Here is a 25331-nt window from a genome sequence, read left to right on the forward strand (position 1 = left end):
CGCTGCGGCGCCGGGAAGCCGGTGCGTACGAAGCGCCGCAGGCGCTCGCGCATCTTCGCGCTGTCGAGTCGGCCAGGGTGCGGAAGACGTACGTCCGCGCCCCCTTTCAGGTATTTGGCGATGCGATCGCGCGCACGCCCTCACGCCATGCGTTCACATCGCCGACTTCCGGCGGGACTGCAGCTGGTACAGACCGCAGCCCGCGGCCGTCCGTGCGCCCAAGACGGTTGATCCAGTGCGGCGCTGACCAACCTCCTCGCGACGAACCAAGTGTTACTCACCGGAAACACGAACGACTCCATGAGGAATCATTCCTTTGCGGCAATACCTATTGACAGATCGACACAGGGAGCGTGGAGGGGAACATGAGTAGCACCCGACCAGAACAGGCGGATGTACGGCGGTATGCCGAGCGGTTCGGCTACGGACTGTCAGACGACGACGTCGCCGAGCTGCTGCCGCTCGTCGCCGCTGGCGCCCTCGCCTACGACGAGGTCGACGATCTTTACGCCGAGTACGTCGCTGTGGCGCCCCCTGAGCGCGCGGTGGATTTCCCCGCACCCGAGCAGAACCCTCTGGGCGCGTGGTACGTGAAGACGCACATCCCGCCCAGGGCCCACGGCCCCCTGGACGGTCGGCGCGTCGTCATCAAGGACAACATCGCCGTCGCGGGTGTACCGATGTCGAATGGGTCCCGTTCTCTCGAGGGATTCGTCCCCAGCCGTGATGCGACCGTCGTCGAGCGCGTTCTCGGCGCCGGCGGCACCGTGGTCGGGAAGGCCGTGTGCGAGGACCTCTGTTTCTCAGGCTCCAGTTTCACCTCTGTCTCGGGGCCGGTGCTCAACCCGTGGGACGTGTCGAGGACGACGGGCGGGTCGTCGAGCGGGAACGCGGCGCTGCTCGCGGCTGGCGAGGTCGATCTTGCGATCGGTGGCGACCAGGGTGGGTCGGTGCGGATCCCAGCGTCATTCAGCGGCATCGTGGGGCACAAGCCCACATTCGGGCTCGTGCCGTTCACGGGGGCTTTCCCGATCGAGCGAACGATCGATCACCTCGGCCCGATGGCGCGGACCGTACGTGACGCCGCGGTGCTGCTGGATGTGCTCGCCGGACCCGACGGCCTCGATCCTCGCCAGACGAGCGAAACCATCGCAGATGTCTCGGCGACCCTGGATGACGGTGTCGCGGGGCTGCGGATCGGAATCCTGCAGGAGGGCTTCGGCATCGACGGGCTCTCCGATCCCGACACGGATGCGACGGTACTCGCCGCCGCCGAGGCCCTGGCGGGGGAGGGGGCAGAAGTCGTGCCGATCAGTGTGCCGTGGCACCGCACGGGCGCAGCGTTGTGGTCGGTCGTCGCGACGGACGGAGCCACCTACCAAATGCTGAACGGCAACGGCTACGGGCTCGGCGTGTCCGGCTTCTACGACCCCGAACAGGTCGCGCACTTCGCCGAAGGCAAGATCGCGCACGCCGACGACTTCTCGGACACGGTGAAGGTCACCGCGCTGACCGGGGCGTGGAGTCTCGACGCGCGCGGCGGTGCGTCGTACGCGAAGGCGCAGATGCTCGTGCCCTTGTTGAGGGCCGCCTACGACGCCGCACTCGGCGACGTCGACGTGCTGGTCCTGCCCACCACACCGTATGCGGCGGGAAAGCTGCTGGAGCCCGGTGACGATCGGGCGGCCTATCTGACGAAGGCGCTCGCTGCCATCGCGAATACTGCGCCGACCGACCTCAGCGGACACCCTGCCACTTCCGTGCCCGTCGGCCTCGTGAACGGGCTCCCGATCGGTCTGATGATCGTGGCGCCCCGGTTCGGTGATGCGCTCGGATTGCGTGTGGCGCAGGCCGTCGAACGTCAGCAGGGCACGCTCCGCGCCCCCGTCGTCGCGTCCGCCGCCGCACCCCGTTGACGCGTTTTCCCCTCAGGCAGGCAGCACCCTCACGAAAGGAAGCATCACCATGAACGGAATCCACGACGTCGGCGGGATGGACGGGCTCGGGCCCATCGATCCCGAGGCGGACGAGCCCGTCTTCCATGCCGAGTGGGAACGCGCCGCGTTCGCCATGTTCTCGCAGGGATTCGCTGGCGGGTACTTCAACATCGACCAGTTCCGTTACGGGATCGAGCAGATGCGACCCGTCGACTACCTGACCCACGCGTACTACGCGCACTGGATGCACTCGTTCGAGCACTACATGACGGCGAAGGACATCGACGCGGCAGAGCTGGAGCGCCGTACGCAGTTCTACCTGGAGAACGTCGACGCGCCGCTTCCGGCCACCGTCAACGACGCACTCGAAAGCCTCGTCGAAGTGATCGCCGCCAACGGTGCCTCTGCGCGTCGCGCCGTCGCTGTCGCGCCGCGATACGCCGTCGGCGATGTCGTGCGGGTGCTCGACAGCGTCCCCTTCGATCACACCCGTCGCGCGGCTTATGTGCGCGGTAGGAGCGGCACGATCGTGACCGTCCATGGGGCGTTCGTCTATCCGGACACGGCGGGGAACGGGGGCGGCGAGGACCCGCAGCACGTCTACACCGTCCGGTTCGCCGCCGAGTCTCTCTTCGGCGTGGGCATCGGCAACCCCAACGACTCCGTCTACGTCGATCTCTGGGAGCCGTACCTGCTCCAGCCGATCGCCGCGTAGCAGCCCGTCACACCTATACGACAAGGAGAGAACATGCCGGAGTACACACATGCTTTCAGCGGCCCCATGGTGCCCGCGGAGAGCGCCGCGTTCGACGAATACATGACCGCACGAGTCAAAGCGCTCGAGTCGATCCTGATCGAGAAGGGCGTCGTCTCCGCGGAGGCGGTCGACCGGATCGCTGGCATCTACGAGAACGAGGTCGGCCCGCAGCTGGGCGCGAAAGTCGTCGCGCGGGCGTGGACCGATTCCGAGTTCAAACAGCGTCTGCTCGCCAACGCGACCGAAGCCTGCGCCGAACTCGGCATCGGGGGCCTGCAAGGTGAGGACATGTTGGCCGTCGAGAACACCGAGGACGTGCACAACATGATCGTGTGCACGCTGTGCTCGTGCTACCCATGGCCCGTGCTCGGGCTTCCGCCGAACTGGTACAAGGCCAGCGCATACCGCGGTCGCGTCGTGCGCGAGCCGCGCGTCGTCCTCGGCGAGTTCGGCGTCGAGGTGCCGGACAGCACCGAGGTGAAGGTGTGGGACTCGAGCGCGGAACTGCGCTACTGGGTGCTCCCCAAGCGTCCGGAAGGCTCGGAGGGGTTGTCCGAAGAGGAGCTCGCCGCCCTCGTCACCCGCGATTCTCTCATCGGCGTGGGTCTCGCCCTGTCGCCTGAGGCGGTGTGAAGTGGCCGAGTGCGTGACGCTGACAGAGGACGAACTCGACACGCTGCGATCCGAGGCCCCCGGCGCCACGCTGCGACCGGGTGGAGAGGAGTCTTTCCGCGCGCCATGGGAGCTGCGCAGCTTCGCGATCGGAATCGCATCGTTCGAGCAGGGACGATTCGCCTGGCCGGAGTTCCAGGGCGCACTGATCGACGCGATCGACTCCGCGGAATCGGCCGGCGTCGCTGAGGAGTACTACGCGCGTTGGGTCGAGGCGTACGAGAACCTCGTGCTGGATCGGGTCGGCATCGACGCGTCCGAGCTCGACGCGCGTACGAGGAACGTACTCGAGACTCCGCGAGATGCGACGCATCAGCATGCACACCACGACCCCGTCGCGCACGACCATGCGCACCGCGATCACCATCACCATCACTGAGCATCCACGCTCGACGACGACCGAAGGAGAAGTCACATGACCACCACCCACACGATCGAGAGCCCGCTCTCGGCTGTCCGGACGCGAGAGCTCAGCGTGCTGGGACGCATCGCCTGGATCGCCGGGGGCCTCCTGCTCGCGGCGACCGCCTACTACTTCGTCGGCATCGAGCAGAGCGCCGTCTCGGTCTTCGCCGAGGGCACGGCGATTCACGAGATCATGCACGACGGCCGCCACCTGCTCGGTTTCCCCTGCCACTGAGTGGGCACAGGCACGAGGATGAGGATGGAGATGAGCAACGAATCTCGCACGGTGATCAGCGGCGCGGTCGCAGGGATCATCGGTGGCCTGCTCGCGGCGCTCTTGTCGATGGTCGTCGTCGAACCGCATATCGAGTCTGCGATCGCTTACGAGCAGCTTCGTGCCGGTGTCGAGGCTTCCCTCGCGGGCTCCGGTCACGACGACGCCCTCGCCGCCGACGGGCACACCCACACGCACGGCGAGGAGACGGAGATCTCACGCGGTCTGCAGTCCACGGGCGGTGTGCTCCTTTCGGTCGGGCTGTTCGGCTTGGCGGTGGGGATCATCGTCGGTGTCGCCGCGTACGCGCTCGGCCGTTTGCTCCCGGGGTTGGCTGTGCGGTGGCGTTCCGTGGCTGCGGCGGCGCTGACCTTCGTGGCGGGCTACGCAGTGCCGTTCGCGATCTTCCCGACCAACCCTCCCGCGGTGGGTGATCCCGACACGGTGCTCCAGCGCAGCGCGGTGTACTTCGGGATGGTGGCGATCTCGGTGATCGCGATGATGATTGCCGTCGTGGGCGCGCGGTCGCTCGCCCGCCGCCTCGGCTGGTGGTACGGGTCGCTCGCGTCGCTCGTGGGTTACCTGGCTGTGGTCGTGATCGCGGGAGCCGTCATGCCGAGCTACGCCGACCTATCGGGGACGAGCAGCGAAACCCCCGGTCCGCTTCACGATGGCGACGTCATGGTGCTGGACGGCTTTCCCGCAGACGCGCTCGCGGGATTCCGATTGAGCTCTCTGCTCGTCTCGTTCGCGCTGTACGCCATGATCGGGGTCCTGTTGCCGCTCGTCCACACGGCCCTCGCCCGGCGGGCGCAGGTCGCACCGGAGCGCCGCGAGCCCGCACTGCAGGTGGGCTGATCCCGTGGTGGGAGAGCGTGCCACCGTCGACTTCGTCGTCCACGCGATGACGACCGCGCAGCACGAGGCACGTTTTCCCGCACCCGATGATGCGCTCAGTCGTGCCGGCGTTCTCCAGTGCCGGCGCGGCACGCTGTCCCCACCGCCCGGCGGGCTGCTCCTGTCGCCGTCTCGCGCCGCTCGCGAGACGGCGACAGAGCTCGGGTGGCATCAGGCGCCCGAGGAGCCTTTGCTGAGTGATCAGCACGTCGGCGTGTGGCAGGGACGCGCGCTCGAAGAGCTGAATCTCCCGGACATCGTCTCCTGGCGGGCGGGCGCGGCGCCCCCGGAGGGCGAGAGCAGGAACGCGCAGATGCGCCGGGTGGAGGAGTTTCTCCGGCGGCTCGGCCCGGGGCCGACGATCGCGATCGTGCCGCAGACCGTGCTGCGCTGTGCGATGGTGATCGCCCTGGGCGGGGCCGACGAGGCGTTCTGGCGGATCGACGCGGAGCCCCTGTCGACCCTCCGTCTGCGCCGCCGCGCGCGCGATCAGTACAGCATCCATCTGACGCCGCGTCCCGTATTCTATGCATGACGAGAACGGGGGAATCGATGGATGCCGACAGCGTGTTCGAGGCGCTCGCAAGCCCCGTCCGCCGCGACATCCTCGCTTTCCTCGCCGATAACGGCGAGTGCAACGCGGGCGCGATCGCAGATCAGATCTCCCACGTGGCGCGCACGTCGGTGTCTACTCATCTGCGGATCCTGCGCGGGGCCGGGCTGGTCCGTGAACGTCGCGATGGGCGCCAGAGACTGTACTCGCTCGACCGTGAAGGCTCTGCGACTCTCGCCGTGGGCTTTTTCCAGACCCTGATGGCGAACTCGCTCGAGCAGGTCGAGGAGCGCCTGGAGAAGACGGTCACCTCGTCTTCCGCGTCGGTGACACCGCCTCTTCGCGACGCCAGCTGAAGCGCACACACCAGATGAGCGGGATCGTCCTCACCGCCACCGAGATCGTTCGGCTCGATCGGGCCACCGTGTTCGAGTCCTTCGCGGCCGCCCGGGGAGGCTGGTTGTTCGACGCCGAATGCGATCGGCTGGCGGTCGGTGAGCCGATTTCTTTGATCGTGCCGTTCGCACGCGGGACCGACCCGTTCCGGTTGTACGGGCGCATCACCCAGCTGAGTTTTCCCGCGGAGATTGTGATCGAGCACGCGCAGCCATGGCGGGGCCGGATTCGGATCCGACTCACAGAGCAACCGACCAGAGCCACACGGATCGTGCTGGCCTGCGACATCGATGACGCGGGAATCGACTGGCTGACCCGACGTGCAGGACTGCCCGTGCCCACGAGTGGCGGCGCGGGGGCTGATCGCGTCGGCTTGCTCACGAGCAAGACGGGAGCCGGTGCGATCTTCGCTCTCGCCGCCGAGAACGCCGCCACGCTCGCGGTGGAGGAGGTCAACGCGGACGGGCAGCGACCACTCGAACTGGTCGTCGCCGACGACGCGACCGATCCTCTGATCGCCGGCATCGAAGCGGAACGTCTGGCACGGGCCGGATGCCGTGCGATCGTAGCCTCCGTGACCTCGGCGAGCTTCGCGCGGGTGCAGGAGGTCGCCCACCGTCGCGGCATCCTCGCGATCCACGCGCTCCTCAACGAAGGTGGACCCCCCTCGTCCACCTCCATCAGGCTCGGAGAGCGGCCCGCGCAGCAGATCCAAGCCGCAGTTCCCTCGATCATGCGCGCGACGAGTGCGACCGACTGGTTCGTCATCGGTCACACATATTCATGGTCCGCAGCCGTCTTCGAGCTCGCGCGACAGATGATTCCCGCTGCGGGCGGTCGCATCGTTGCCGAAGCGGCGGTCGGGCTGGGCCATTCTGACTACGACGCCGTCGTCGAACGAATCGTGCGGTCGGGCGCCGAACTCGTCCTCACCTCACTGGTCGGGCAAGACGAGGTGCGATACGAGCGGGCGGCGTACGACGCCGGCCTCAGGGATTCGACGACGACGCTCTCCCTGGTGTTGGACGAGTCGACACTCGAGCGGATCGGAGGTCAGCAGAGCGAGGGACTCTGGTCCGCGATGGGCTACTTCGAAACCCTGTCGACGGAGTCGAATCGCATGTTCGTGCACCGCTACCGTGAGCGTTTCGGTCGCTGGGCCCCGCCGCTGTCGACGATGTCGGAAGCGGTGTACAGCGCAATCCTCCTCCTCGGAGGCGCATTGCACGAGGAGCCCGACGGTTCGCCGGCGAGCATCATCGGCGCACTGCGCAGGGCGCACCGACACACCCCGCGCGGGCTGCTCTCCTTCGCGGACGAGGAGACGTACCAGCAGGAGATCCGGCTCGCCGCTGCGCGGGACAACAGGTTCGTTCTCAGTTCCTGAGGGCCTCACGTACCGCCGCCGGTGCGTGCCGGGTGGCACCGAATGTTCGGTCGCGCGGCGGCGAGAGCAGGGTCGGCATAAGTGATCGGCTGGCCCGGATCGGGCACGGCTGCGAAACGGCGACCGTGGCGCGCACTCCACACCACGGTCGCCGGTCGAAATGCTGGTCAGGACCCGATGCCGAGGTGTGCTCCACCCGCGACGTCGAGAGAGACCCCGGTGATGTACCTGTTGTCCGGGTCGGTGAGGAACCGGATGGCGCCGGCTACTTCCTCGGGCTCGGCGAACCGGCCCATGGGCAGTTGCGCCGCCCGGGCGTCGCGCGCTGCCTGAGCAGCGCCCGACTGGTCGGCCAGCTGTGACCACAGCGGCGTGTTGACCGGACCCGGGTTGACGGCATTGACCGAGATGCCGCTCGGGCCGAGGATCTTCGCCATCGACCACATGATGTGCAGTACGGCGATCTTGCTCGCGTTGTACGGCAGGTAGTCGACGCGCGCTTCCTTCGCCGCCACCGAGGACAAGAGAAGGATCGTGCCTTTCGTGCCGCCGTCCCTCATCGCGTTGCCGACCTCACGGGTGATCGTGAACGTGCCCGTGGCGTTGATGCGCATGATGCGCTCGAACTCCTCGGTCGTGGTGGTCAGCGGATCGGGCGTCCCGCCGAGCACTCCTGCCGCGTGCACGAGGACGTCGATGCGACCGTGTGCGGCGACGACCTCTCGAACGACGTCGGCCGTTCGCATCTCGTCCGTGACATCGAGCTCGAAGAATCGGCTGAGGGTCTGTTCCGGCAGGGGCGAACGATCCGCCCCGAGAACGACGTCGCCACGTGCCTGGAGAGCTGAGACGACGGCCGCGCCGATTCCCCCGCTGGATCCCGTGACGAGGACGACCTGCGGCTCACGTTCGGGCGTCACTTGACTGCCATGCTCGACCATGCGCGGCCCTCCTGTTCCTGTGTCGGAAGGCCTGCCGCGGCGAGGATCTGATCGAGGAGCTGTTGTGTCTTGGCTGCCTCCCACCCCGAGGTGAGCGGCGGCTGACGGTCTTTGACCCGGTCGAGGAAGTGCCGGACCGCGTCGGCGAACCCGAACGTCTCCGTCGCTGTGGCCCAGCCGAACGCTTCGGGGCTCATGGAGCGAACGGTTCGGACCCCGTCCACCGTCACCGCGACGCTGTCCGGAGCCACGACCTCGGCGGATCGCCTCTGGCCGTACGCGTCGAGCTTCTCGCCCCACGCCCCCGCGGCGCGCGCTGCGACGAGCACGCCGGTGTTGCCCGTGGAGAATCGCACGAGAGCGGCTGTGCCCTCTTCTTCCCAGGGGTCCGTTCCGGCAGACGCGGCCGAGACATCGACGACGTCGCCCCCGCAGAACCAGCGCAGCAGGTCCACCATGTGGATCGCGTTCTCGAAGGTGGCCCGGTACTCGGACCCGGCCCGGTTCTTCTGCGCGACGCAGAACGACGCGCCAGCGGCTCCGAAGGCCTCCCGCGCCGCGACGTACACGGGCGCGAACCGGCGGTTGAGGCCGACCATCAGTACTCGACCGTGCTCATCGGCGAGCTCGGCGAGGCGGATCGCGTCCGCCGTGGAGGTGGCCAGCGGCTTCTCGCAGAACACGTCGACGCCGGCGCGCAGGGCGCTCTCGACCGCAGCGACATGTTCGGAGCGCGGGGTGAGGACGAAGACGGCGTCGAGATCCTCAGCGGCCATCATCTCGTCGACGGTGCGGTAGACGTTCGTGAAGCCCCACCGGCGCTGCACGGCGCTGGGGTCGTCGCGGCGCGACACCAGGGCTCGCAGTTCTACATCCTCGCGCTGGACGAGAGTCGGCAGCTGGGCGATGCTGGCGATGTTGCCGGCACCGACGACCCCGACGCGAACGCGACTCATGAGCTCACCTCCGCCGTCTCGCCCTGCGCGCGACTGTCGATGTCGAGCAGGAGCGAGCGGAGATGGTCGGCGCCGCGACGGAACCCGACCTCCGGCACGTCGAGATCCTGCGGGTGCCAGCGGTACTCGTACTCCAGTGAGAGCACGTCGTCGTAGCCGACACCGCGGAGCCGATGCAGGATGTGGTGCCAGTCGATCGCGCCGTCGCCCACGACGCGCGACATGACGGCGCGCTCCTCCGCGTGCACACGTGCCGTCTCGGACGCGACGAATGGAGCATCAGGATCCTTGAAGACGAGATCTTTCACGTGGACGTGCCCGATCAGGTCGGCTTGGACCGCGAACGCCTCATCGACACCCTCGTCATGGGTGAACGTGAGGTTCGCCTGGTCGTAGAGCACACGGACGGCGGCGGAACCGACCTCGCGGACGAGTCGAGCGGTGTCGGCGGCAGTCTGGGTCATCGTGCCGAAATGGTTCTCGGCGCACAGCACGACACCGGCGTCGGCGGCGGGCGCCGAGAGCTCGGTGAGCGAACGTACGAGCTGATCCCAGTGCGCGGCGTGGTTCTCTCGGTCGGGCTGCCACGAGCCGGAGTAGATGCGGATCCGGCTGGCGCCCGTGGTGTGGGCGATGTCGATGGCCGAGCGGATGTCGTCGACAGCGCGGACGCGCTCGCGTTCGTCAGTCGAGTTGAACGCCGTTGTGTACGGAGTGAGCCCGATGATCGGGATGCCCTCGCCGGCCGAGACCCGTGCGGCTTCCGCGGCCGCTGCGGCGTCCCCGAGAGGCAGGCCACTGCGGTAATCGTCCTGATAGATCACTTCGGCGGCGTCGAGGCCCGCACGGGCGAAGAGGCGGAGCGCCTCGGGGACGGTCTGATCGGGGGTGCCGAGGGTGTGTCCGGCGATTCTCATGAGGAGGCCTCCATGGTGATCGAGGGGGTGTGAGCGTGCCAATCGGCCGGGCCGACGAGATGCGGGGGATCGGCGACGCGGGACCGGTCGACGAACTCGAGGATGAGGCCCCACGACGTGCGCGCGTACACCCATCGGTTCCCCGCGACGGCCGGACTGTCGCCGGCGACTTCTTTGCGGGCGCCGAGGACGTCGATCCCGGGGAGGTCGCCGATGGCGGCGACGACGTCGTCGACGTCGTTCACCACGAAGCACAGATGGTGGCCGCCCGCGTCGCTGGCGCGGGGGAACACCGGCGAGCGATCCTCGCTCCACCACTGGAACAACTCGACGTTGAGGTTGGGTGGAAGTCGCAACATGCGCAGCTTCAGATGCGCGTCTGCGGGCACTCCGAAGTGCTCCGGCATCACCGCCGCGTCGGGGCCGCGAGTGGATTCGTACAGCACCTCCGCGCCGAGAAGCACAGTGAACAGGCGTGTGGCGTCGTCGAGATCCGGCACGGTGAACGCCACATGATCGACGTACTGCAGACCGGGAAGGCCGGGAGAGAGGGGAGTCATCGGTGAAGTCTCTGGGTCGATGAACGGATGAGGAGGGTCGGCTTGAGGACGACGTGCTCGGGTGGGCCCTCGGCGATGAGGGATTCTCCCAGCTCGATCGCGAGCTGCCCGAGCTCTGTGACGGGTTGACGGACGCTGGTCAGTCTGGGGTTGAAGTGCGCACCCGAGTCGAGACCGTCGAAGCCGACGACGGACAGGTCGCCGGGCACGGTGAACCCGCGGGCACCCAGTTCGGAGATCACCGCGAACGCGATCGCATCGTTGCTCGCGATCATCGCCGTCGGGCGATCCGGTTCGCGCAACCAGTGGTCGACGATCCCGGGGGCCAGGTCGGCGTCCGCAGCGGCCTCCAGGACGACCGGCGCGACACCGTGGCGGCCGGCCGCACGATGATAGGCATCCCAGCGGTCCTGTGCCGTGTGGGTTCCGATGATGCCCGGGGCGTAAGCGATGCGCGTGTGTCCGAGCGTGAGGAGGTGATCGAAAGCGAGGTCGATGCCGTGCGTACTGTCGACGGTGACGGTGGGAACGGAGGGGTCGTCCTCCACCCGGTCGATGACCACGATCCTGTTCTGGAATGTGTGCTCGCGCAGTGCCTCCAGGTCGACGCGAGTGGACGGTGCGACGACCCCGAAAGGGGAGAACATCGAGCGCATCGAACTCAGGTAGCCGGCTGTCTGGCCGGTGTCGCCTCCGGTGATGCAGAGCAGCAGTTGATACCCGCGTGCCTCGGCGGCGGCGGTCGTCGCGCGCGCGAGCTCGGCGAAGAACGGATTGGTGATGTCCGGGACGATGAGGGGGACGAGATTGCTCGAGCCGCGGCGAAGCGCCTGGGCCAGCGGGTTCATGGAGTAGCCCAGCCGAGCGGCCACCTGCAGGACATGCTCCCGCGTCGCGGTGCGAACCGCGTCCGGCCGTGAGAACGCGCGAGACACCGTGGACCGGTGGACGCCCGCTGCTTCGGCGACATCGTCGATGCTCACCTCAGCCATGCCGGCCCGCCGTGTCTTCTTCGGGCGACCAGATGAGCTCCATCGTGGACAGCAGCTCGGCCAGGGTCGACATGCCGGAGAATCCGCTCGCGAGGGTGTCGGCGACGTCGTCGACCAATCTCTCGTAGAGCGGGTCGCTATCGACCTCGAGGGTGGCGGTCGTCGTCACTCCGGAGATGTCGGTGAACGAGGCGTTGCCGGTGGTGTCGATGGATGCGAAGCCACGCGTCCCGGCGGCGGTGAAGCTGCAATAGCGCTTCAGCGGCGAATCGGGGAACGCGTATCCGACCTCCACGATGGCTTCTCGACCGGTGGGGGTGCTCAGCACGAGCGTCGCGTGATCGTCTACGCCTTCTCCGTGCAGCGCCGCGGATCGACGGCGGACGACGTCGGCGGGCTGGCCGATGTGGCGAAGCGCCATGTCGACGAAATGCGGCCCGAGATTCATCAAGCTGCCACCTCCCGACAGCGTCGGATCGAGCATCCAGGGGTTTCCGTTCCGTCGATATCGATGCGCGGGGCCGGCGACGAAGGCCATCCGCTCGTAGACGATGTCTCCGGCTTGGCGCAGCCAGGAGTCGATGGGTGCGCCTCGCTGCACCAGTGCGACCGTCACCGCGACCTCGGCCGAACGTGCCTCCTCCTCGAGCTGTCTGAGTTCGCGCAGGCCGACGCCGGCGGGCTTCTCGATCACGAAGGGAAGGCGTCGTCGGATCAGCCGGCGAGCGTCCGCGAGCATCTGGTGATGGGGGCTCAGCACGAACGCGACGTCGATCCCATCGTGGTCGAGGGCTGCGTCGACGTCGGATGTGGCCGAGGCGCCCAGGCGGGCGGCGACCCCTTCTGCGACGGCGAGGTCCGCGTCCTGCACCGCAGCGACGCGGAATCGCCTCGACAGACCGTCGAGGTAGAGCGGTGCGTGCCAGTGCGCGGCGCCCACGAGGACGGCCGTGGGGCGCAGATCGTCGGATCCGGGCTTCATCGCCAGTGACCTCTCCTTCTCTCATCCCAGCACATTCCCAGAAATGAGATCGATTGCTGAGATCGATCTCAGGAATCGTGGCACACGAGTCGCGGCGCTGTCAACGAGACCCGATGGCCCGCTCGCGGAACGTTCCGAAGTGGTGTATTCCTCGATGTCATGTTCACCAAACTCCGCGTCCTGCAGACCATCCACGACTCCGGCAACGTGCTCATCGTGCGCCTCGACACCGCCGAGGAGGCTTACGAGGTCGCTGTCGCAGCGGTGGCTGGCGGCATCCGTGCACTCGAGATCACGCTCTCGATCCCCGGCGCGCTGAGCGTCATCCAGCGCCTCGCGGAACGCTTCGCTCAGGATGACGTGGTCATCGGGGCGGGTACCGTCCTCGACGAGCACGCGGCCTGGTCGAGCATCCAAGCAGGGGCCCGATTCCTCGTCAGCCCCAACCTCAACCCTGCGATGATCCGGCTCGCCAACCGCTATCAGATCGCGACCATCAGCGGGGCCTACACGCCCACGGAGATCCTCGAGACCGCCGAAGCGGGCGCGGACATCGTCAAGCTGTTCCCGACCGAAGCGGGAGGGATCCCGTACACCAAGGCCGTGCTTGCACCCCTTGCCCACATTCCCCTCCTCCCGGCAGGCGGGGTGACCCCGGGCAACGTCGGCGACTGGTTCGACGCCGGCGTCACCGCCGTCGGAGTGGGCAGCGCCATCACCAAGGCCGGCCGCCCGGACGGTGACATGGCCAGGGTGACCGACGCGGCGGCGGAGTTCGTGGCTGCGCTCGCGCGAGTGAAGCGGTGACGGCGTCCGAAGAGGCGGTCGTGCCGGTCGCATACATCACGCTCGGCGGCGCGGGGTCGGGAAAGTCGACCCTGTCCAGGCATCTCAGCATGCTCACCGGCGCGGTCTACCTCGACAAGGACACCGTCGCGGGTCCGCTCGTGAGAGTCGCGCTCGAGGCTCTCGGGCAGGACCCCTCCGACCGTGAATCGAACGCGTTGTATCTCGGGAGGATCATGCCGGCGGAGTACGAGACGCTCTTCGACACCGCGGGCCGTAACCTCGAGCTGGGGCACTCCGTCGTCCTGGACGCGCCCTTCGTCGCGTATCTCGACGACGCGGACTTCCTGCGTCGTGTCACCGAGAACGCGGGCTGGCCGACGACCCGCATCCGGGTGATCCACGTCGAGACATCGCCCGACATCGTTCGCCGACGTCTGATCGAACGCGGGAGCTCGCGTGATCGCGCCAAGCTCGCCGACTGGGACGGCTACTGGGCGAGGTTCGGCGTTCTTCGGTGCCGCTGGAGCACGGGGGAGCACGTGAGCGTCTCGAACGACGACGACTCCGCGCTGGAGCGTCTGGCAGCGCTGATCTGACGCCGACCGCGCGGGTCGCCGAACACCTCGCGACGGATCCTTGACAGATGCGACGGGCCGTGCGATCGTCTGTAACAGCGTTACGGAAACGCTGTTACAGATCCCCCGACGATGAGGAATCACAACATGGCACTAGCGGAAGACGTCGCGAACGCGATGCACACGCTCGAACTGCTGGCCTCCCGGCCGGAGGGTCGGCGCGTCAGCGAGATCGCCGAGCGCCTGGACGTCAACAAGGCCATCGCGCACCGCCTGCTCGCCGCGCTGATGCAGGCGGGATACGTCTTCCAGGATGCGCGCACCTCGAGCTATGTGGCCACCCACAGCCTCGGCGCCCTCGGCCTGCGTCAGCTCTCGTCCTCGGGGGTGGGGACCTGGGCCCAGCGCTCGCTGGACTCGCTCGCCGCTGACTGCGAGGAGCTCGTGCGTCTGGCCGTCGCCACCAATGACACGCTGCAGTGGATCGCCAAGGCCCAGGGCTCCAACTCCTCGCTCCGCCTGGACCCCGTGATGGGTCAGGACGTCGTCCCGCACGCGACCGCATCCGGCAAGGCCTGGCTTTCCACGCTCAGCGCCGAGCGCATCGAGACGGTCCTGGACCAGGAGGACCGTCTGAGTGTGACATCCCGCTCCGCCCTGGACCGACCTGCTCTCAGCATCGAGCTCGACGAGGTACGGCACCGCGGCTATGCCACGACGTTCGAAGAGATGGACCTCGGCATCAACGCCGTGGCGGCTCCCATCTTCGGGGCGGGAGCGGGCCGCGAGGCCACCGGCACCATCAGCATCGCCGGCCCGTCGGTGCGGATGACACGCGCGCGGATGGCCGAGCTCTCCCCGCTGCTGCTGGCGTCGGCGGCGGACATCGCCAAGAGCTGGCCGAGCTACGCCTACCTGATGGCGAGCGAGGAACTGTCCGCCTAGTCCTCGCCCGCTCGCCGAGAATCGTCCCACTTTCCGGTTGATCCGACCCGATCAACCGCTGACAACCATGTCCACGGCCGGCTCCCGGTGAGCCGCCGCGCGCCTTCGAAGGAGAAGCACGATGACTTCGTCTCCCCACACCGTCAGCGAAACCGCTGCCGAGGCCGCCGAACGGCCCGCCCGCAAGGGCCAGGCGCGCAACCTGCTGGCCGGAACCGTCGGGCACTTCGTCGAGTGGTACGACTGGTACGTGTACGGCCTTCTCGCGGCCGTCTTCTCGTCGCAGATCTTCCCCTCGGACTCCCCGTTCGCGTCGCTGATGGCCGCGTTCCTCACCTACGCCATCGGGTTCATCATCCGCCCCCTCAGCGGCATCATCCTCTCTCCACTGGCAGACAGGTACGGACGCCGCCGCATCCTCTCCCTCGCGGTGTCGGGAATGGCTCTGGGTGCGCTGATCATCGGCCTCACACCGCCGTTCGCCGCCGTCGGCTACCTCGCGCCGATCATGTTCGTCGTCGCACGCATCCTGCAGGGCATCTCCGCCGGAACAGAGGGGCAGAGCGCCATCGCGTTCATGGTCGAACACGCGCCCGCCGACCGGCGCGGCCTCTTCGGCTCCTTCACCAACATGGCAAGTGGCCTGGCGACGCTCGCCGCCACCGCCGCCGCCGCCATCGTCACCTCGGCCTTCGCCCCCGACGTTCTCGCGTCGTGGGGATGGCGAATCCCCTTCATCGTCGGCGGCATCCTGGGCGTGGTCGGCCTCGTCCTCCGCGCCCGCTCGGACGAGTCGCCCGAGTTCGAAGCCAGCGCGATGGCCGACCAGAAGTCCGCGCCCAAGAAGCTCCTCGAGCTGCTGCGCAACCACCCGAAGGCCATCGTGCAGACCGCCGCCCTCTCGGCCCCCGCCGTGGCCTACTACACCTGGGCGACGTTCCTGCCCACCTACGCGAACCTCACCTCGGGTCGCGACCTGTCCTCGACCCTGGCGGGCAGCGTGATCGGACTCGCTCTGCTCGTGATCGTCGTGCCGACCTGCGGGTATCTCTCGGATCGACTCGGCCGACGCAAGATCTTCCCCATCGTCGGCGCCACCGGCATGATCGTGCTCTTCTTCCCTCTGCTGCTCCTGCTGCAGACGCCGGGCTTCTGGGTCTATGTGCTCGTGGCGGCGTCGGGCTGGGTCGTCCTCGGCATCTGGCAGTCCGTGTACCCCACCATTCAGGCGGAGCTGTTCCCCGCCGCGGTCCGTGTCTCGGGGATCGGCTTCGCCCACCAGATCGTGATCGCCGTGTTCGGCGGGACAGCGCCCCTCATCGCGGCAGCATTCGTCGGCGCTGGGAACCCCATGGGGGTCGCGGTCTACATGATCGTCGTCGTCACTCTGTGCCTGATCGTCTACCTGACCCTGCCGGAGACCGGCAGCCGGGCACCGCAGGCCACCGTCTCGGCAACCGACAGCATCTCCGTCGTAGTGGACGATCCGGACATTCCGATGCCTGACGTGCGCCGCCGCCGCGACACCGCCGGCGTCCGCGGGCGCCGAGCAGCCGCCACCGAGCAGTGAAGATCGCAGAACGGAAAGGAGCCCCTGCATGATCATCAACACGTTCTCCTACCTCTGGAAGGCGTCGGCCCTCGAGGCGATCACGGAGCTGATCGACAACGGGTACTCGACCTTCGAGGTGCCGATCAGCTCGCCGCACTGCTGGCCCGTCGAGATCTCCAGCGCTGACCGCGCCGCGGTCCGCCGCACGCTCGCGGAGGCAGGCGCCGGCATCCGCTCGCTCAATGCCGGGGGATACGACCTCAATCTCGCCAGCCCTGCCCGCAGCATGCGCGACAAGAGCATCGAGCACATCACCTCGGTCATCGACCTGGCAGCGGAATGGAACGTCGGGGAGATCATCATCTCGCCGGGCACGCGACGCCCCATGATCTCTCCGAGTCTCGACCAGGTGAACGGGTGGCTCCACGACAGCCTGGAGATCCTCGTCCCCCGGGCGCAGCGAGCGGGCACGCGGCTGCTGTTCGAACAGACCCCGTACTGCTTCACCCCGACCATCGAGACCCTGGCGGAGGTGGTCCGCACGGTGGACGATGATGCCCTGAAGATCGTTTACGACGTGGCCAACGCCGCCTACATCGGCGAGGATCCCGTTCTCGCCCTGCGGGAGTACAGCGATCTCATCCCGCTCATCCACATCTCGGATACCGGCACCGACGTCTGGGGGCACGACCCCATCGGCACGGGCGTCATCGACTGGGCGGCGCTGGGCGCGGCCGTGGACGCGACGCTCGGAGTGGAGAACGTCGTCTTGGAGGTCATCCGTGACGAGAACACGCTCGAGGAGTTCGCGACCGCTCTGCGGGATCTGAATGCCGCGGGATGGAGCATCGAGAACAACCGCGCCGAGGAGGTCGTGCGATGAGAGCTCTGATCAGCGGGGGAAGCAGTGGAATCGGTGCCGCCGCCAGCGTGAGGATCGCCGAAGCGGCCCTCGCGCGCGGTGAGGAAGCGATGATCGCGGTGTGCGGGCACACCTCCGGCCCGCAGCACGAAGAGGTGGTCGAGGCCATTCGCGCCTCCGGCGGCACCGCGATCGGCTTGACGGGTGATCTGGGCGACCCCGAGGTTCCCGCGAAGCTGGTCGCTGCCGCCGTCGAGGAGTTCGGGGGTCTGGACGCTCTGGTGGCGAACGCCGGCATCGCCAAGCCGGGCGCTCTGGCAGACGTCACGCTGGAGGACTGGGAGAACATGTTCTCCGTCAACCTCCGCGGAGCGTGGCTTCTGGCCAAGGCCAGCTACCCGCACCTGCGCAGCAGTGAAGGTGCCGCGGTGTTCACCTCCTCGATGTCGGGGCAGATCCCGCATGCCGGATCCGGTGCCTACAGCCCGACGAAGGCTGCGCTGACGCTGCTCGCCCAGACTCTCGCGTTGGAGTGGGCGCCGGATGGGATCCGCGTCAACGTGGTGTCGCCAGGGATGACCCGGACGGGCATGAACACCGATCTCTATCGCGATCCCGCGATCAAGGAGGGGCGGGAAGCCATCATCCCGCTCGCCCGGATCGGTCAGCCGATCGACATCGCCAACGTCATCGAGTTCCTCATCAGCCCCCTCGCGGGCTACGTCACCGGCCAGGACGTCTGCGTCGATGGAGGCTTCTCCAAATCGATCCTCAGCCATATCCCGGGCAAGCCCACCTCGAAATCGTAATCACCGACGTGGCCCGGGCGTCGTGACGCGCTCGGGCCGCACACCACGGACACGGGCCAGTCGCTTCCCCGGGCACACAGCAGCCGAACCAGGCGAACACATCTCAAAGGAGAGAAGGACATGATCAAGAAGCGGTGGAGCATCGCTCTGGCAACCCTCGCGGCGGCGAGCCTCACGTTGTCCGCCTGTGCGCCGGCGGACGATTCCGCAGGCGGTGCGGGATCGGGCGGCGAGAGCGGCCCCGTGACCCTCACCTACTGGGACTTCCTGGACCCCAGCCAGGACAACCCCAGGTCCAACGCGCTGCGAGAGAACATCGCGGCGTTCGAAGAGGCCAACCCCGACATCAAGATCGACCTGTCGGTCGTCGCCCTGGGCGACATGATCAGCCGTCTGCCCCAGGCGGCCGCCGCCGGTCAGGCGCCCGACGTGTTCAAGATGTTCACCCCGCAGGTGCCGCAGATGGCGGCGGCCGGTGCCTACACCCCGCTCCCGGCCGACGCCCTCGCGGTGGACGACTGGCTCCGCCCGGCCGACACGCTCGCCGGGCCCGACGGTCAGCAGGTCGCCGTGCCCTACGAGTACCGCACGTGCGCGCTGTACTACAACCAGAAGATCCTCGACCAGATCGGTGCCACCGCGCCGACGACCTACGACGAGGTCGTCGATGTCGCCGCCAAGGCCGCCGCCGCGGGCTACACCGGCTTCGGCACCGGGTTCTCCGACACCGACAACTCCGCCATCATCGCGACCTTCTTCGACTGCTTCATGAGCCAGGTCGGTCGGGACATCTGGGACGACGAGGGGAACGCGGACTACGCCGGCGACAAGGCCGACGAGTTCGGAGAGTTCCTGACGAAGCTCCGGGATGCCAATGCGTTGGGCAGCAGCGTGGTCTCCGACACGTACTCGACCGTCACCGACGGGCTCGCGAACGGGACCGTCGCCATGTCGATCCTCGGTACCGAGCGCATCGTCACCTTCGGCACGTCGAATCCCGACATCAAGTGGAGCGCCCTCCCGACCGCCTCGACGGGCGGACAGAGCGGCTCGACGTTCGGGTGGACGATGGGCATCGGCGCGGGGAGCAAGAAGGTGGATGCCGCGTGGAAGTTCATCGAGTACATGACCGGTGCCCAGGCCGCAGCGGGGCTGGCAAGCGGTGGCGAGGTCCCCACCCGCTCGTCCAGCTACGACGACGCATACTTCTCCACCCCCGACGCCGACGCCGTCAACTCCATCGCGGAGTACGTCGAGAGCAACAGCGAGCCGCACCCGTACCAGGACAACTGGATCGCCCTCGCCACCGGGCTCTCGCAGGCGGGACAGGCGATGTACCTCAACGGCCTGTCGAGCAGCGAGTTCATCAGCATGGCGCAGGACGCCGCGAACAAATAACCGACACCACATCCGGGGAGCCCACCAGGGCTCCCCGGAGATCGGAACATCATGACAATCTCCAGCGGCATCGTCGGGGTCTCCTCCGGCATTCGCGAAGCAGCGAACACCCCCGACCCGACTACCAGCGTCCGCCGACGCCGCGCCGACTGGCGCGTGTGGATGTATGCGGTCCCGGTCCTCCTGGTGTTCACGTTCGTCTTCATCGGCCCGCTCATCTACACCGCGTGGACTGCCCTTCACGAGACGACCTATTACCAGATCGGCGCGTTCTCGGGGCTGAACAGCTTCGTGGAGCTGTTCTCCGACCCCGACCTCCCCAATCAGATCGGCACCACCCTCGTCTTCTCCCTCGGTGCTCTGGTGATCGCTCTGCCGGCGGGGCTGATATCCGCGATCGTGCTGAACGGTCTGCACCGGTTCAAGCGAACCGTGCGCAGCCTGTTCCTGCTGCCGTGGCTGATGTCGCAGGCGATCGCCGGTGTCATCTGGCTGTGGTTCCTGAACCCCAATTACGGTCCCGCGTCGTACATCACGACCTCCCTGGGGTTCGGGCCCACGGACGTGTTCTCCTCTCCCACCTCCGCTCTCGTGGCCGTCACACTCATCACCGCATGGTGGTCGTATCCGCAGGCCATGCTCCTGTTCCTGGGGGCGTTGCAGACCATCCCGGGGGAACTCCGCGAGAGCCTGAAGATGGACGGAGGAGGCCTCTGGCGGGAATTCGTCAGCATCACGCTGCCGTTCCTCCGGAACACGATCGTCTCCGTGACCGTGGTGCTCCTCATGCTCTACGTGCAGATGGTGACCATCATCCTGGTGACCACTCGAGGCGGACCCCTCAACGCCACCGAGACGTTGTCCATGCGCGTCTACAACCAGACGTTCCTCGACTTCGACCTCTCCGGCGCATCGGCGACCGCGATCCTGCTCTTCGCGGTGAACACCGCCCTCACCCTCGTCGCCATCCGTTTCCGCCGGAAGGAAGCACTATGAGCACTGCAACAGAACGCATCGTGACCGCCGGGTCCTCCCCGCGTCGTCGCAAGCGCACCGAGTGGCTGAAAGCGATCCCGGCATGGGCCTACATCGTGATCTCGGCCGCCATCGTGCTCCCGCCGATCGCGTGGATCATCTCCACCGCTCTCAAGCCGGATGCCGACACCATCGCCTTCCCCCCGACGTGGATCCCGGACCCCATCACATTCGAATCCTTCGCCGGCATCTACACGACCACGAACGTCCGGTTCTTCCTCAACTCGCTCATCTACGCCGGAGGCTCGATCGTCTTGGCGCTGGCGATCTGCATCCCGGCCGCGTACGTCGCCACGCGCTATCGGAGCCGGCGCATGGAAGCACTGATGACCGGCATCCTCGTCCTGTCGATGGTGCCCGCGATCGTCGTCTTCATCGCGCTGTACTCGATGTTCGTGCGGACCTCGCTGATCAACACCTACCCGATGCTGATCGTGGTCTACACCGCCATCATCTGCGGACAGACGATCCTGTTCCTCCGCAACTTCATCGAGAACATCCCCGTCGAGATCGAAGAGGCCGCCGCCATCGACGGCTGCTCCCGGTTCCAGATTCTGTGGCGCATCGTCATCCCTCTGATCCGACCCGGTATCGCGGCGATCGCGATCTTCATCTTCGTCTTCGTCTGGAACGACTTCCTCGTGGGAACCGTCCTCGCAACGACGGAGGACATGAAGACGGTGCAGAACGGCATCGTCCGCTACATCCAAACGGGATTCGGCAACTTCTGGGGATTGTTCTCCGCCTTCGTCATCGTCGCCTTCGTTCCCGTCCTCGCCATCTTCGCCGCCTTCCAACGGTGGTTCATCGCGGGCCTGACCTCCGGCGGCGTCAAGGGCTAGGTCAGCCCCGGACGCAGCTCAACCCGAACACCGTCTACCCCAGGAGGACGCTGTGAGCAACCGAACCATCGGAGTGGCACTCGTGGGAGCGGGGGCCATGGGAACTGTCCACGCCGCGATCGCATCGGGGATCGACGAACTCGACGTCGTCGCGGTCGTCGACCCGTCCGTGGACGCCACCGCGCGTGTCGCCGCCCGACTCGAGGCGGCCGGCTTCCGGCGTCCCGGCGAGCACTCGACGCTCGATGACGCGCTCGCAACGCCGGAGGTCGACCTGGTGGTCATCACCACGCCGAGCGGATTGCACGTGTCCCAGGCGACGACGGCCCTGGGCGCCGGGCGACACGTGATCCTCGAGAAACCGCTCGATGTGGATCTGAACCGGGCTCGAGTGCTGGCCGACCGCGCTGCCGCCGCCGCTCGCGAAGGCCGTGTCGCGACGGTCATCAGTCAGCATCGATTCGATACGGCATCGGTCATCGTGGCGGACGCCGTGAGGTCGAATCAGCTCGGACGGGTCACCTCGGCCATCGCCTCGACAGCATGGTGGCGGCCCCAGAGCTACTACGACTCCGCCGACTGGCGGGGAACGTGGGCTCTCGACGGCGGGGGAGCGCTGATGAACCAGGGCGTCCACAACGTCGACCTGCTGCTGTCGTTCCTCGGGCGACCCGTGGAGGTCTCGGGGCAGATGGCCCTCCTCGCTCACCGCAGGATCGAGGTCGAGGATTCGGTCGTCGCGACTATCCGGTTCGAGTCGGGGGCGCTCGCCGCCGTGCACGCGACGACGGCGGCATACCCCGGACTCTCCACACGACTCCATGTGATGGGATCTCACGGCTCCGCCATCATCGAGGACGACGTGTTGACCTACTTCCACGCCGCAGAGACGCCGGGAATCGACGTCGGTCCCATGGGCCTGACCGCAGCGGAGGGCAATCGCGTCGGCACCGTGCCCATCGACAGCGGCGAGCGAACCGCCCCTCTCGGCTTCGACATCCCTCCGGCGCCCGCTGGCCAGTACAGCCTCGATCCGACCAGCCACCATCGGCAGTACCGGGATGTCGTGAACGCGATCATCTCGGGCGTCCAGCCCGCCGTCACCGTCCAACATGCGTACGACGCGATGGCCGTCATCCGATCGATCTACGTCTCGTCGACCCTGGGGAAGCCGGTGCAGTTCGACGACGTCGCGGCGGGCCAGTACGACGACGTGCTCCTGGTTGCGGCCGATCCCGCGCGCACCTCGAAAGGACCTCGTGTTCACCGGTAGAGCAACACTCATCGCCCACATCGGGTACCCGACGGACGCCTTCGCCTCGTCATCGCTGTGCAACCCCTGGTTCGAGCGGAACGGATGGGACGCCGCCGTCGTCCCGATGTCCGCTCGTGCGGAGGGCTACCCCGACCTGTTCCGTGCCCTCTTCACCCTGACCAACCTCCGCGGCGCTCTCGTGACCACGCCTCACAAGGTGACCACCATGGAGCTCGTCGACGAGGTCACTCCCGCGGCCGCGATCGCCGGCGCCGCCAATGCCGTCGTCAAGCGCGAGGACGGTTCGATCCTCGCCGACCAGTTCGACGGCGCTGGATTCGTCCGTGCCCTCGCGCGCAAGGGATTCGACTGCGCCGACAAGCGCGTCATGATCGTCGGCACCGGCGGTGTCGGCTCGGCCATCGCGGCCTCTCTCGCGGCCCGGAAGGTCGGCGAGATCAGTCTCGTCAACCGCCGCACGACGTCGGCGGAGGAGCTGTCGAAGCGCCTCCGGGCTCACTATCCGGATGTGGAGACCCGCTTGGGGTCGAAGGACCCGCGAGGCTTCGACCTGATCGTCAATGCGACCTCGCTCGGGGCGCATGCCGGCGATCCTCTGCCCCTCGACCTCGACGGCGTCGAAAGCACGACCTTCGTCGCGGACGCCGTCAACAAACCCGAACTCACCCCGTTTCTGGTGGCGGCCCAGCGACGAGGCTGCGCGATCCAGGCCGGCCGGGACATGCTGCTGGAGATGGTTCCGGCATACCTGGCTTTCTTCGGGTTCGACGGCGCTGCCGTCGAGGACTTCGTCTGAGTTCGTCGCCACAGGATGGCGAACGGGGCGGCCTCCGCACGGGAACGATCGCGCGCGACGTCGGTGGCCGGGTCGGGACGCTGCCTCTGGCGGGACTCCTCCGTGCCCGTCGAGCCGTGCGCCTCTCGGCTCTGCTTGACGGCGTGCCCGACGACGCCTAGCATCGCATCAGGCGTCGTTTCGACGTCACTAGGCTTGCAACCACCCGGGCAAAAACCTAGATGCAACGCACTTCGGTGCGAAGCATCTAGGTATTTTTTTTGCCCTCATGGCGGAGCAGAACGTTGAGGAGGCAAAGTGGCCAATCTGGACATCGCGCGGCAGATCGTCGATTCCGTCGGCGGTCCCGCGAACATACGCGGGCTCGTGCACTGTGTGACCCGCCTGCGGTTCGACTTGGTCGACGACGACCGCGCCGACCGGACGCGATTGCAGCGGATCGACGGTGTGCAGGGCGTCGTCTCGCGTGGCGGACAGCTGCAGCTGATCATCGGTCAGGGGGCCGTCGAAGAACGCTTCGCCGACGTGCAGCAGGTGCGCAGCGGGGCCGCGGGCGACAGCGAAGCGACGCCCTCGGCGTCACCGCGCGCCGAGGCGCGTCCCGAAGCGGCACCCGCCGCGCCCGCTGGGCGTCGCGAGGCCTCGAAGAAACGGCGCGGGCCGCGCCAGTGGTTCGATGCGCTGCTGCAGACCCTGGCGAGCATCTTCGCGCCCATCATCCCCGCGATCGTCGGATGCGGCATGGTGATGGGTGCTCTCTACTCGTTCCAGCTGCTCGGCTGGATCCAGCCCGAGTCGAGCATCTACCAGCTGCTGTGGATCGTGAGCAACGCCGCGTTCTACTTCCTCCCGATCTATCTCGCCTTCAGCTGTGCGCAGCGTTTCGGCTGCAACCCGTACGTCGCGGCCGTGCTCGGCGGAATCCTCGTGCACCCGAACATCGCGGCGCTCGTCCAGGCGGGTGAGACCAGCCTTGACCTCGGTGCCGTTCAGATCGCTCTGCGCGACTACTCGAGCTCGATCGTGCCCATCATCCTCATGGTGTACCTGATGTCGTGGGTGGAGAAGGGTGTCACTCGCCTGACCCCGAAGATGATCCGTCTCATCGTCGTGCCGACGGTCAGCCTGGTCGTCAGCGCTTTCATCGGCCTGTGGGTCCTCGCACCGCTGGGCGGCGCGGTCGGAGACTACGTCGCGCAGGGCATCGCCTGGGTCTACACGACGTTCGGCATCCTCGGAGGGCTGCTCCTCGGCGCCTTCTACCCCTTCATCCTCTCGACGGGTATGCAGGTCGCGTTGACGCCCGTGATCCTCTCCAACATCCAGTCGACGGGCGGCGACTTCATCTACCCGGTCATCGCGACCTCGAACGCGGCCATGGCCGCGGCCGCCGCCTACATCTTCATCCGCAGCCGCGACCGCTCGCTCAAGCAGGTCGCCGGGTCGACATCCATCTCCGCCTTCATCGGCGTCTCGGAACCCGTTCTGTTCGGCATCGTCATCCGCTTCAAGAAGGTGCTCTGGGCGGTGATGGCCGGCGGGGCAGCCGGCGGGGCGATCATGGGCGCCTTCCAGGTGATGTACGGCGGCTTCGGCTTCGTTCCGTTCGGCACGGTCATCCTCGCGTTCGGCCCGACCTTCGTGTTCTACATGGTCGGCGTCGTCGTCGCGATGGCGGTGACCGTCACCGTGCTCGCCGTCTTCGGCTACGAGTCGCGATCCGACGCAGACGCCGCCGTCGACGCCGTCACCGCGACCGATACCGACACGAGAACCGACGCCGCGAGCCCGGACGCCGTCCGCTGAATCATCGGGTGCCGCGTGCC

Annotated in this window: 27 protein-coding genes; 21 read left to right on the forward strand and 6 right to left on the reverse strand. The window is 67.4% G+C overall.

Annotation, left to right across the window (positions count from 1 at the left end):
* Nucleotides 1-365: 365 nt before the first annotated feature.
* The 9 genes from HW566_RS13925 to HW566_RS13965 are packed head-to-tail and all read left to right on the forward strand — an operon-like array spanning nt 366 to nt 7278.
* Nucleotides 366-1916 (forward strand): amidase, encoded by a 1551-nt coding sequence (locus HW566_RS13925; protein WP_178013831.1) that lies wholly within the window; start codon nt 366-368, stop codon nt 1914-1916.
* 49 nt (nt 1917-1965) lie between these two features.
* Complete coding sequence (gene nthB, locus HW566_RS13930) at nt 1966-2652, forward strand: nitrile hydratase subunit beta (RefSeq protein WP_178013833.1); 687 nt, start codon at nt 1966-1968, stop codon at nt 2650-2652.
* A 33-nt stretch (nt 2653-2685) separates the two neighbouring features.
* Nucleotides 2686-3327 carry a nitrile hydratase subunit alpha gene (gene nthA, locus HW566_RS13935; RefSeq protein WP_256728733.1) on the forward strand — a complete coding sequence of 214 codons (642 nt, stop codon included), beginning with the start codon at nt 2686-2688 and terminating at the stop codon, nt 3325-3327.
* Between the two features lie 13 nt (nt 3328-3340).
* Nucleotides 3341-3745, forward strand: coding sequence for a nitrile hydratase accessory protein (locus HW566_RS13940; RefSeq protein ID WP_178013835.1), 405 nt, complete (start codon nt 3341-3343; stop codon nt 3743-3745).
* A 36-nt stretch (nt 3746-3781) separates the two neighbouring features.
* Nucleotides 3782-4006, forward strand: coding sequence for a CbtB domain-containing protein (locus tag HW566_RS13945; protein ID WP_178013837.1), 225 nt, complete (start codon nt 3782-3784; stop codon nt 4004-4006).
* Between the two features lie 30 nt (nt 4007-4036).
* A complete protein-coding gene (locus HW566_RS13950) occupies nt 4037-4903 on the forward strand; it encodes a CbtA family protein (RefSeq protein WP_178013838.1) in 867 nt (288 codons plus the stop codon).
* A 46-nt stretch (nt 4904-4949) separates the two neighbouring features.
* Nucleotides 4950-5477 (forward strand): histidine phosphatase family protein, encoded by a 528-nt coding sequence (locus tag HW566_RS13955; RefSeq protein ID WP_178013840.1) that lies wholly within the window; start codon nt 4950-4952, stop codon nt 5475-5477.
* 17 nt (nt 5478-5494) lie between these two features.
* Nucleotides 5495-5851, forward strand: coding sequence for an ArsR/SmtB family transcription factor (locus tag HW566_RS13960; protein WP_178013842.1), 357 nt, complete (start codon nt 5495-5497; stop codon nt 5849-5851).
* A 14-nt stretch (nt 5852-5865) separates the two neighbouring features.
* The gene (locus tag HW566_RS13965; RefSeq protein WP_178013844.1) at nt 5866-7278 is read left to right on the forward strand and encodes an ABC transporter substrate-binding protein; all 1413 of its coding nucleotides are present in this window, start codon (nt 5866-5868) and stop codon (nt 7276-7278) included.
* Nucleotides 7279-7445: 167 nt separating this feature from the next.
* On the opposite strand, the gene HW566_RS13970 is transcribed toward HW566_RS13965, so the two are convergent.
* The 6 genes from HW566_RS13970 to HW566_RS13995 are packed head-to-tail and all read right to left on the reverse strand — an operon-like array spanning nt 7446 to nt 12626.
* A complete protein-coding gene (locus tag HW566_RS13970; RefSeq protein WP_256728734.1) occupies nt 7446-8198 on the reverse strand; it encodes an SDR family NAD(P)-dependent oxidoreductase in 753 nt (250 codons plus the stop codon).
* A complete protein-coding gene (locus HW566_RS13975; RefSeq protein WP_178013849.1) occupies nt 8195-9175 on the reverse strand; it encodes a Gfo/Idh/MocA family protein in 981 nt (326 codons plus the stop codon). The genes HW566_RS13970 and HW566_RS13975 overlap by 4 nt, the downstream gene beginning before the upstream one ends.
* Nucleotides 9172-10092, reverse strand: coding sequence for a sugar phosphate isomerase/epimerase family protein (locus HW566_RS13980; RefSeq protein ID WP_178013851.1), 921 nt, complete (start codon nt 10090-10092; stop codon nt 9172-9174). Before HW566_RS13980 ends, HW566_RS13975 begins: the two co-directional genes overlap by 4 nt.
* Nucleotides 10089-10652: a VOC family protein gene (locus tag HW566_RS13985; protein ID WP_178013853.1), complete on the reverse strand. Its 564-nt coding sequence runs from the start codon at nt 10650-10652 to the stop codon at nt 10089-10091. The genes HW566_RS13980 and HW566_RS13985 overlap by 4 nt, the downstream gene beginning before the upstream one ends.
* On the reverse strand, nt 10649-11644 hold the full coding sequence (locus HW566_RS13990) for a LacI family DNA-binding transcriptional regulator (RefSeq protein WP_178013855.1): 996 nt from the start codon (nt 11642-11644) through the stop codon (nt 10649-10651). Before HW566_RS13990 ends, HW566_RS13985 begins: the two co-directional genes overlap by 4 nt.
* Nucleotides 11637-12626 (reverse strand): Gfo/Idh/MocA family protein, encoded by a 990-nt coding sequence (locus HW566_RS13995; protein ID WP_178013857.1) that lies wholly within the window; start codon nt 12624-12626, stop codon nt 11637-11639. Before HW566_RS13995 ends, HW566_RS13990 begins: the two co-directional genes overlap by 8 nt.
* Before the next feature lie 159 nt (nt 12627-12785).
* Between HW566_RS13995 and HW566_RS14000 the strand changes: the two genes are divergently transcribed.
* From HW566_RS14000 to HW566_RS14055, 12 genes are all read left to right on the forward strand, one after another.
* Nucleotides 12786-13433, forward strand: coding sequence for a bifunctional 4-hydroxy-2-oxoglutarate aldolase/2-dehydro-3-deoxy-phosphogluconate aldolase (locus HW566_RS14000; RefSeq protein ID WP_178013859.1), 648 nt, complete (start codon nt 12786-12788; stop codon nt 13431-13433).
* A gap of 20 nt (nt 13434-13453) precedes the next feature.
* Nucleotides 13454-14011 carry an AAA family ATPase gene (locus HW566_RS14005; protein WP_256728735.1) on the forward strand — a complete coding sequence of 186 codons (558 nt, stop codon included), beginning with the start codon at nt 13454-13456 and terminating at the stop codon, nt 14009-14011.
* 126 nt (nt 14012-14137) lie between these two features.
* Nucleotides 14138-14935 carry an IclR family transcriptional regulator gene (locus HW566_RS14010; protein ID WP_178013863.1) on the forward strand — a complete coding sequence of 266 codons (798 nt, stop codon included), beginning with the start codon at nt 14138-14140 and terminating at the stop codon, nt 14933-14935.
* A 121-nt stretch (nt 14936-15056) separates the two neighbouring features.
* Nucleotides 15057-16505 carry an MFS transporter gene (locus HW566_RS14015; RefSeq protein ID WP_178013865.1) on the forward strand — a complete coding sequence of 483 codons (1449 nt, stop codon included), beginning with the start codon at nt 15057-15059 and terminating at the stop codon, nt 16503-16505.
* A 28-nt stretch (nt 16506-16533) separates the two neighbouring features.
* Nucleotides 16534-17370, forward strand: coding sequence for a sugar phosphate isomerase/epimerase family protein (locus HW566_RS14020; RefSeq protein WP_178013867.1), 837 nt, complete (start codon nt 16534-16536; stop codon nt 17368-17370).
* A complete protein-coding gene (locus HW566_RS14025; protein WP_178013869.1) occupies nt 17367-18158 on the forward strand; it encodes an SDR family NAD(P)-dependent oxidoreductase in 792 nt (263 codons plus the stop codon). Before HW566_RS14020 ends, HW566_RS14025 begins: the two co-directional genes overlap by 4 nt.
* A gap of 120 nt (nt 18159-18278) precedes the next feature.
* Nucleotides 18279-19556, forward strand: a complete 1278-nt coding sequence (locus HW566_RS14030; protein WP_178013871.1) for an ABC transporter substrate-binding protein — start codon at nt 18279-18281, stop codon at nt 19554-19556.
* 51 nt (nt 19557-19607) lie between these two features.
* Nucleotides 19608-20552, forward strand: coding sequence for a carbohydrate ABC transporter permease (locus HW566_RS14035; RefSeq protein ID WP_256728736.1), 945 nt, complete (start codon nt 19608-19610; stop codon nt 20550-20552).
* On the forward strand, nt 20549-21433 hold the full coding sequence (locus tag HW566_RS14040; protein WP_178013873.1) for a carbohydrate ABC transporter permease: 885 nt from the start codon (nt 20549-20551) through the stop codon (nt 21431-21433). Before HW566_RS14035 ends, HW566_RS14040 begins: the two co-directional genes overlap by 4 nt.
* A gap of 52 nt (nt 21434-21485) precedes the next feature.
* The gene (locus HW566_RS14045; RefSeq protein ID WP_178013875.1) at nt 21486-22706 is read left to right on the forward strand and encodes a Gfo/Idh/MocA family protein; all 1221 of its coding nucleotides are present in this window, start codon (nt 21486-21488) and stop codon (nt 22704-22706) included.
* On the forward strand, nt 22693-23505 hold the full coding sequence (locus HW566_RS14050; protein ID WP_178013877.1) for a shikimate dehydrogenase family protein: 813 nt from the start codon (nt 22693-22695) through the stop codon (nt 23503-23505). Before HW566_RS14045 ends, HW566_RS14050 begins: the two co-directional genes overlap by 14 nt.
* 297 nt (nt 23506-23802) lie before the next feature.
* Nucleotides 23803-25311, forward strand: coding sequence for a PTS transporter subunit EIIC (locus HW566_RS14055; protein WP_178013879.1), 1509 nt, complete (start codon nt 23803-23805; stop codon nt 25309-25311).
* The last annotated feature ends 20 nt before the right edge of the window (nt 25312-25331 follow it).

Source organism: Microbacterium oleivorans (assembly GCF_013389665.1).
Taxonomy (GTDB): Bacteria; Actinomycetota; Actinomycetes; order Actinomycetales; family Microbacteriaceae; genus Microbacterium; species Microbacterium oleivorans_C.

Coding starts and splice junctions, on each gene's coding strand:
- HW566_RS13925 (WP_178013831.1), top strand. CDS start 366: ATGAGTAGCACCCGACCAGAACAGGCGGATGTACGGCGGTATGCCGAG.
- nthB (WP_178013833.1), top strand. CDS start 1,966: ATGAACGGAATCCACGACGTCGGCGGGATGGACGGGCTCGGGCCCATC.
- nthA (WP_256728733.1), top strand. CDS start 2,686: ATGCCGGAGTACACACATGCTTTCAGCGGCCCCATGGTGCCCGCGGAG.
- HW566_RS13945 (WP_178013837.1), top strand. CDS start 3,782: ATGACCACCACCCACACGATCGAGAGCCCGCTCTCGGCTGTCCGGACG.
- HW566_RS13950 (WP_178013838.1), top strand. CDS start 4,037: ATGAGCAACGAATCTCGCACGGTGATCAGCGGCGCGGTCGCAGGGATC.
- HW566_RS13955 (WP_178013840.1), top strand. CDS start 4,950: ATGACGACCGCGCAGCACGAGGCACGTTTTCCCGCACCCGATGATGCG.
- HW566_RS13960 (WP_178013842.1), top strand. CDS start 5,495: ATGGATGCCGACAGCGTGTTCGAGGCGCTCGCAAGCCCCGTCCGCCGC.
- HW566_RS13965 (WP_178013844.1), top strand. CDS start 5,866: ATGAGCGGGATCGTCCTCACCGCCACCGAGATCGTTCGGCTCGATCGG.
- HW566_RS13975 (WP_178013849.1), bottom strand. CDS start 9,175: ATGAGTCGCGTTCGCGTCGGGGTCGTCGGTGCCGGCAACATCGCCAGC.
- HW566_RS13980 (WP_178013851.1), bottom strand. CDS start 10,092: ATGAGAATCGCCGGACACACCCTCGGCACCCCCGATCAGACCGTCCCC.
- HW566_RS13985 (WP_178013853.1), bottom strand. CDS start 10,652: ATGACTCCCCTCTCTCCCGGCCTTCCCGGTCTGCAGTACGTCGATCAT.
- HW566_RS13990 (WP_178013855.1), bottom strand. CDS start 11,644: ATGGCTGAGGTGAGCATCGACGATGTCGCCGAAGCAGCGGGCGTCCAC.
- HW566_RS13995 (WP_178013857.1), bottom strand. CDS start 12,626: ATGAAGCCCGGATCCGACGATCTGCGCCCCACGGCCGTCCTCGTGGGC.
- HW566_RS14000 (WP_178013859.1), top strand. CDS start 12,786: ATGTTCACCAAACTCCGCGTCCTGCAGACCATCCACGACTCCGGCAAC.
- HW566_RS14010 (WP_178013863.1), top strand. CDS start 14,138: ATGGCACTAGCGGAAGACGTCGCGAACGCGATGCACACGCTCGAACTG.
- HW566_RS14015 (WP_178013865.1), top strand. CDS start 15,057: ATGACTTCGTCTCCCCACACCGTCAGCGAAACCGCTGCCGAGGCCGCC.
- HW566_RS14020 (WP_178013867.1), top strand. CDS start 16,534: ATGATCATCAACACGTTCTCCTACCTCTGGAAGGCGTCGGCCCTCGAG.
- HW566_RS14025 (WP_178013869.1), top strand. CDS start 17,367: ATGAGAGCTCTGATCAGCGGGGGAAGCAGTGGAATCGGTGCCGCCGCC.
- HW566_RS14030 (WP_178013871.1), top strand. CDS start 18,279: ATGATCAAGAAGCGGTGGAGCATCGCTCTGGCAACCCTCGCGGCGGCG.
- HW566_RS14035 (WP_256728736.1), top strand. CDS start 19,608: ATGACAATCTCCAGCGGCATCGTCGGGGTCTCCTCCGGCATTCGCGAA.
- HW566_RS14040 (WP_178013873.1), top strand. CDS start 20,549: ATGAGCACTGCAACAGAACGCATCGTGACCGCCGGGTCCTCCCCGCGT.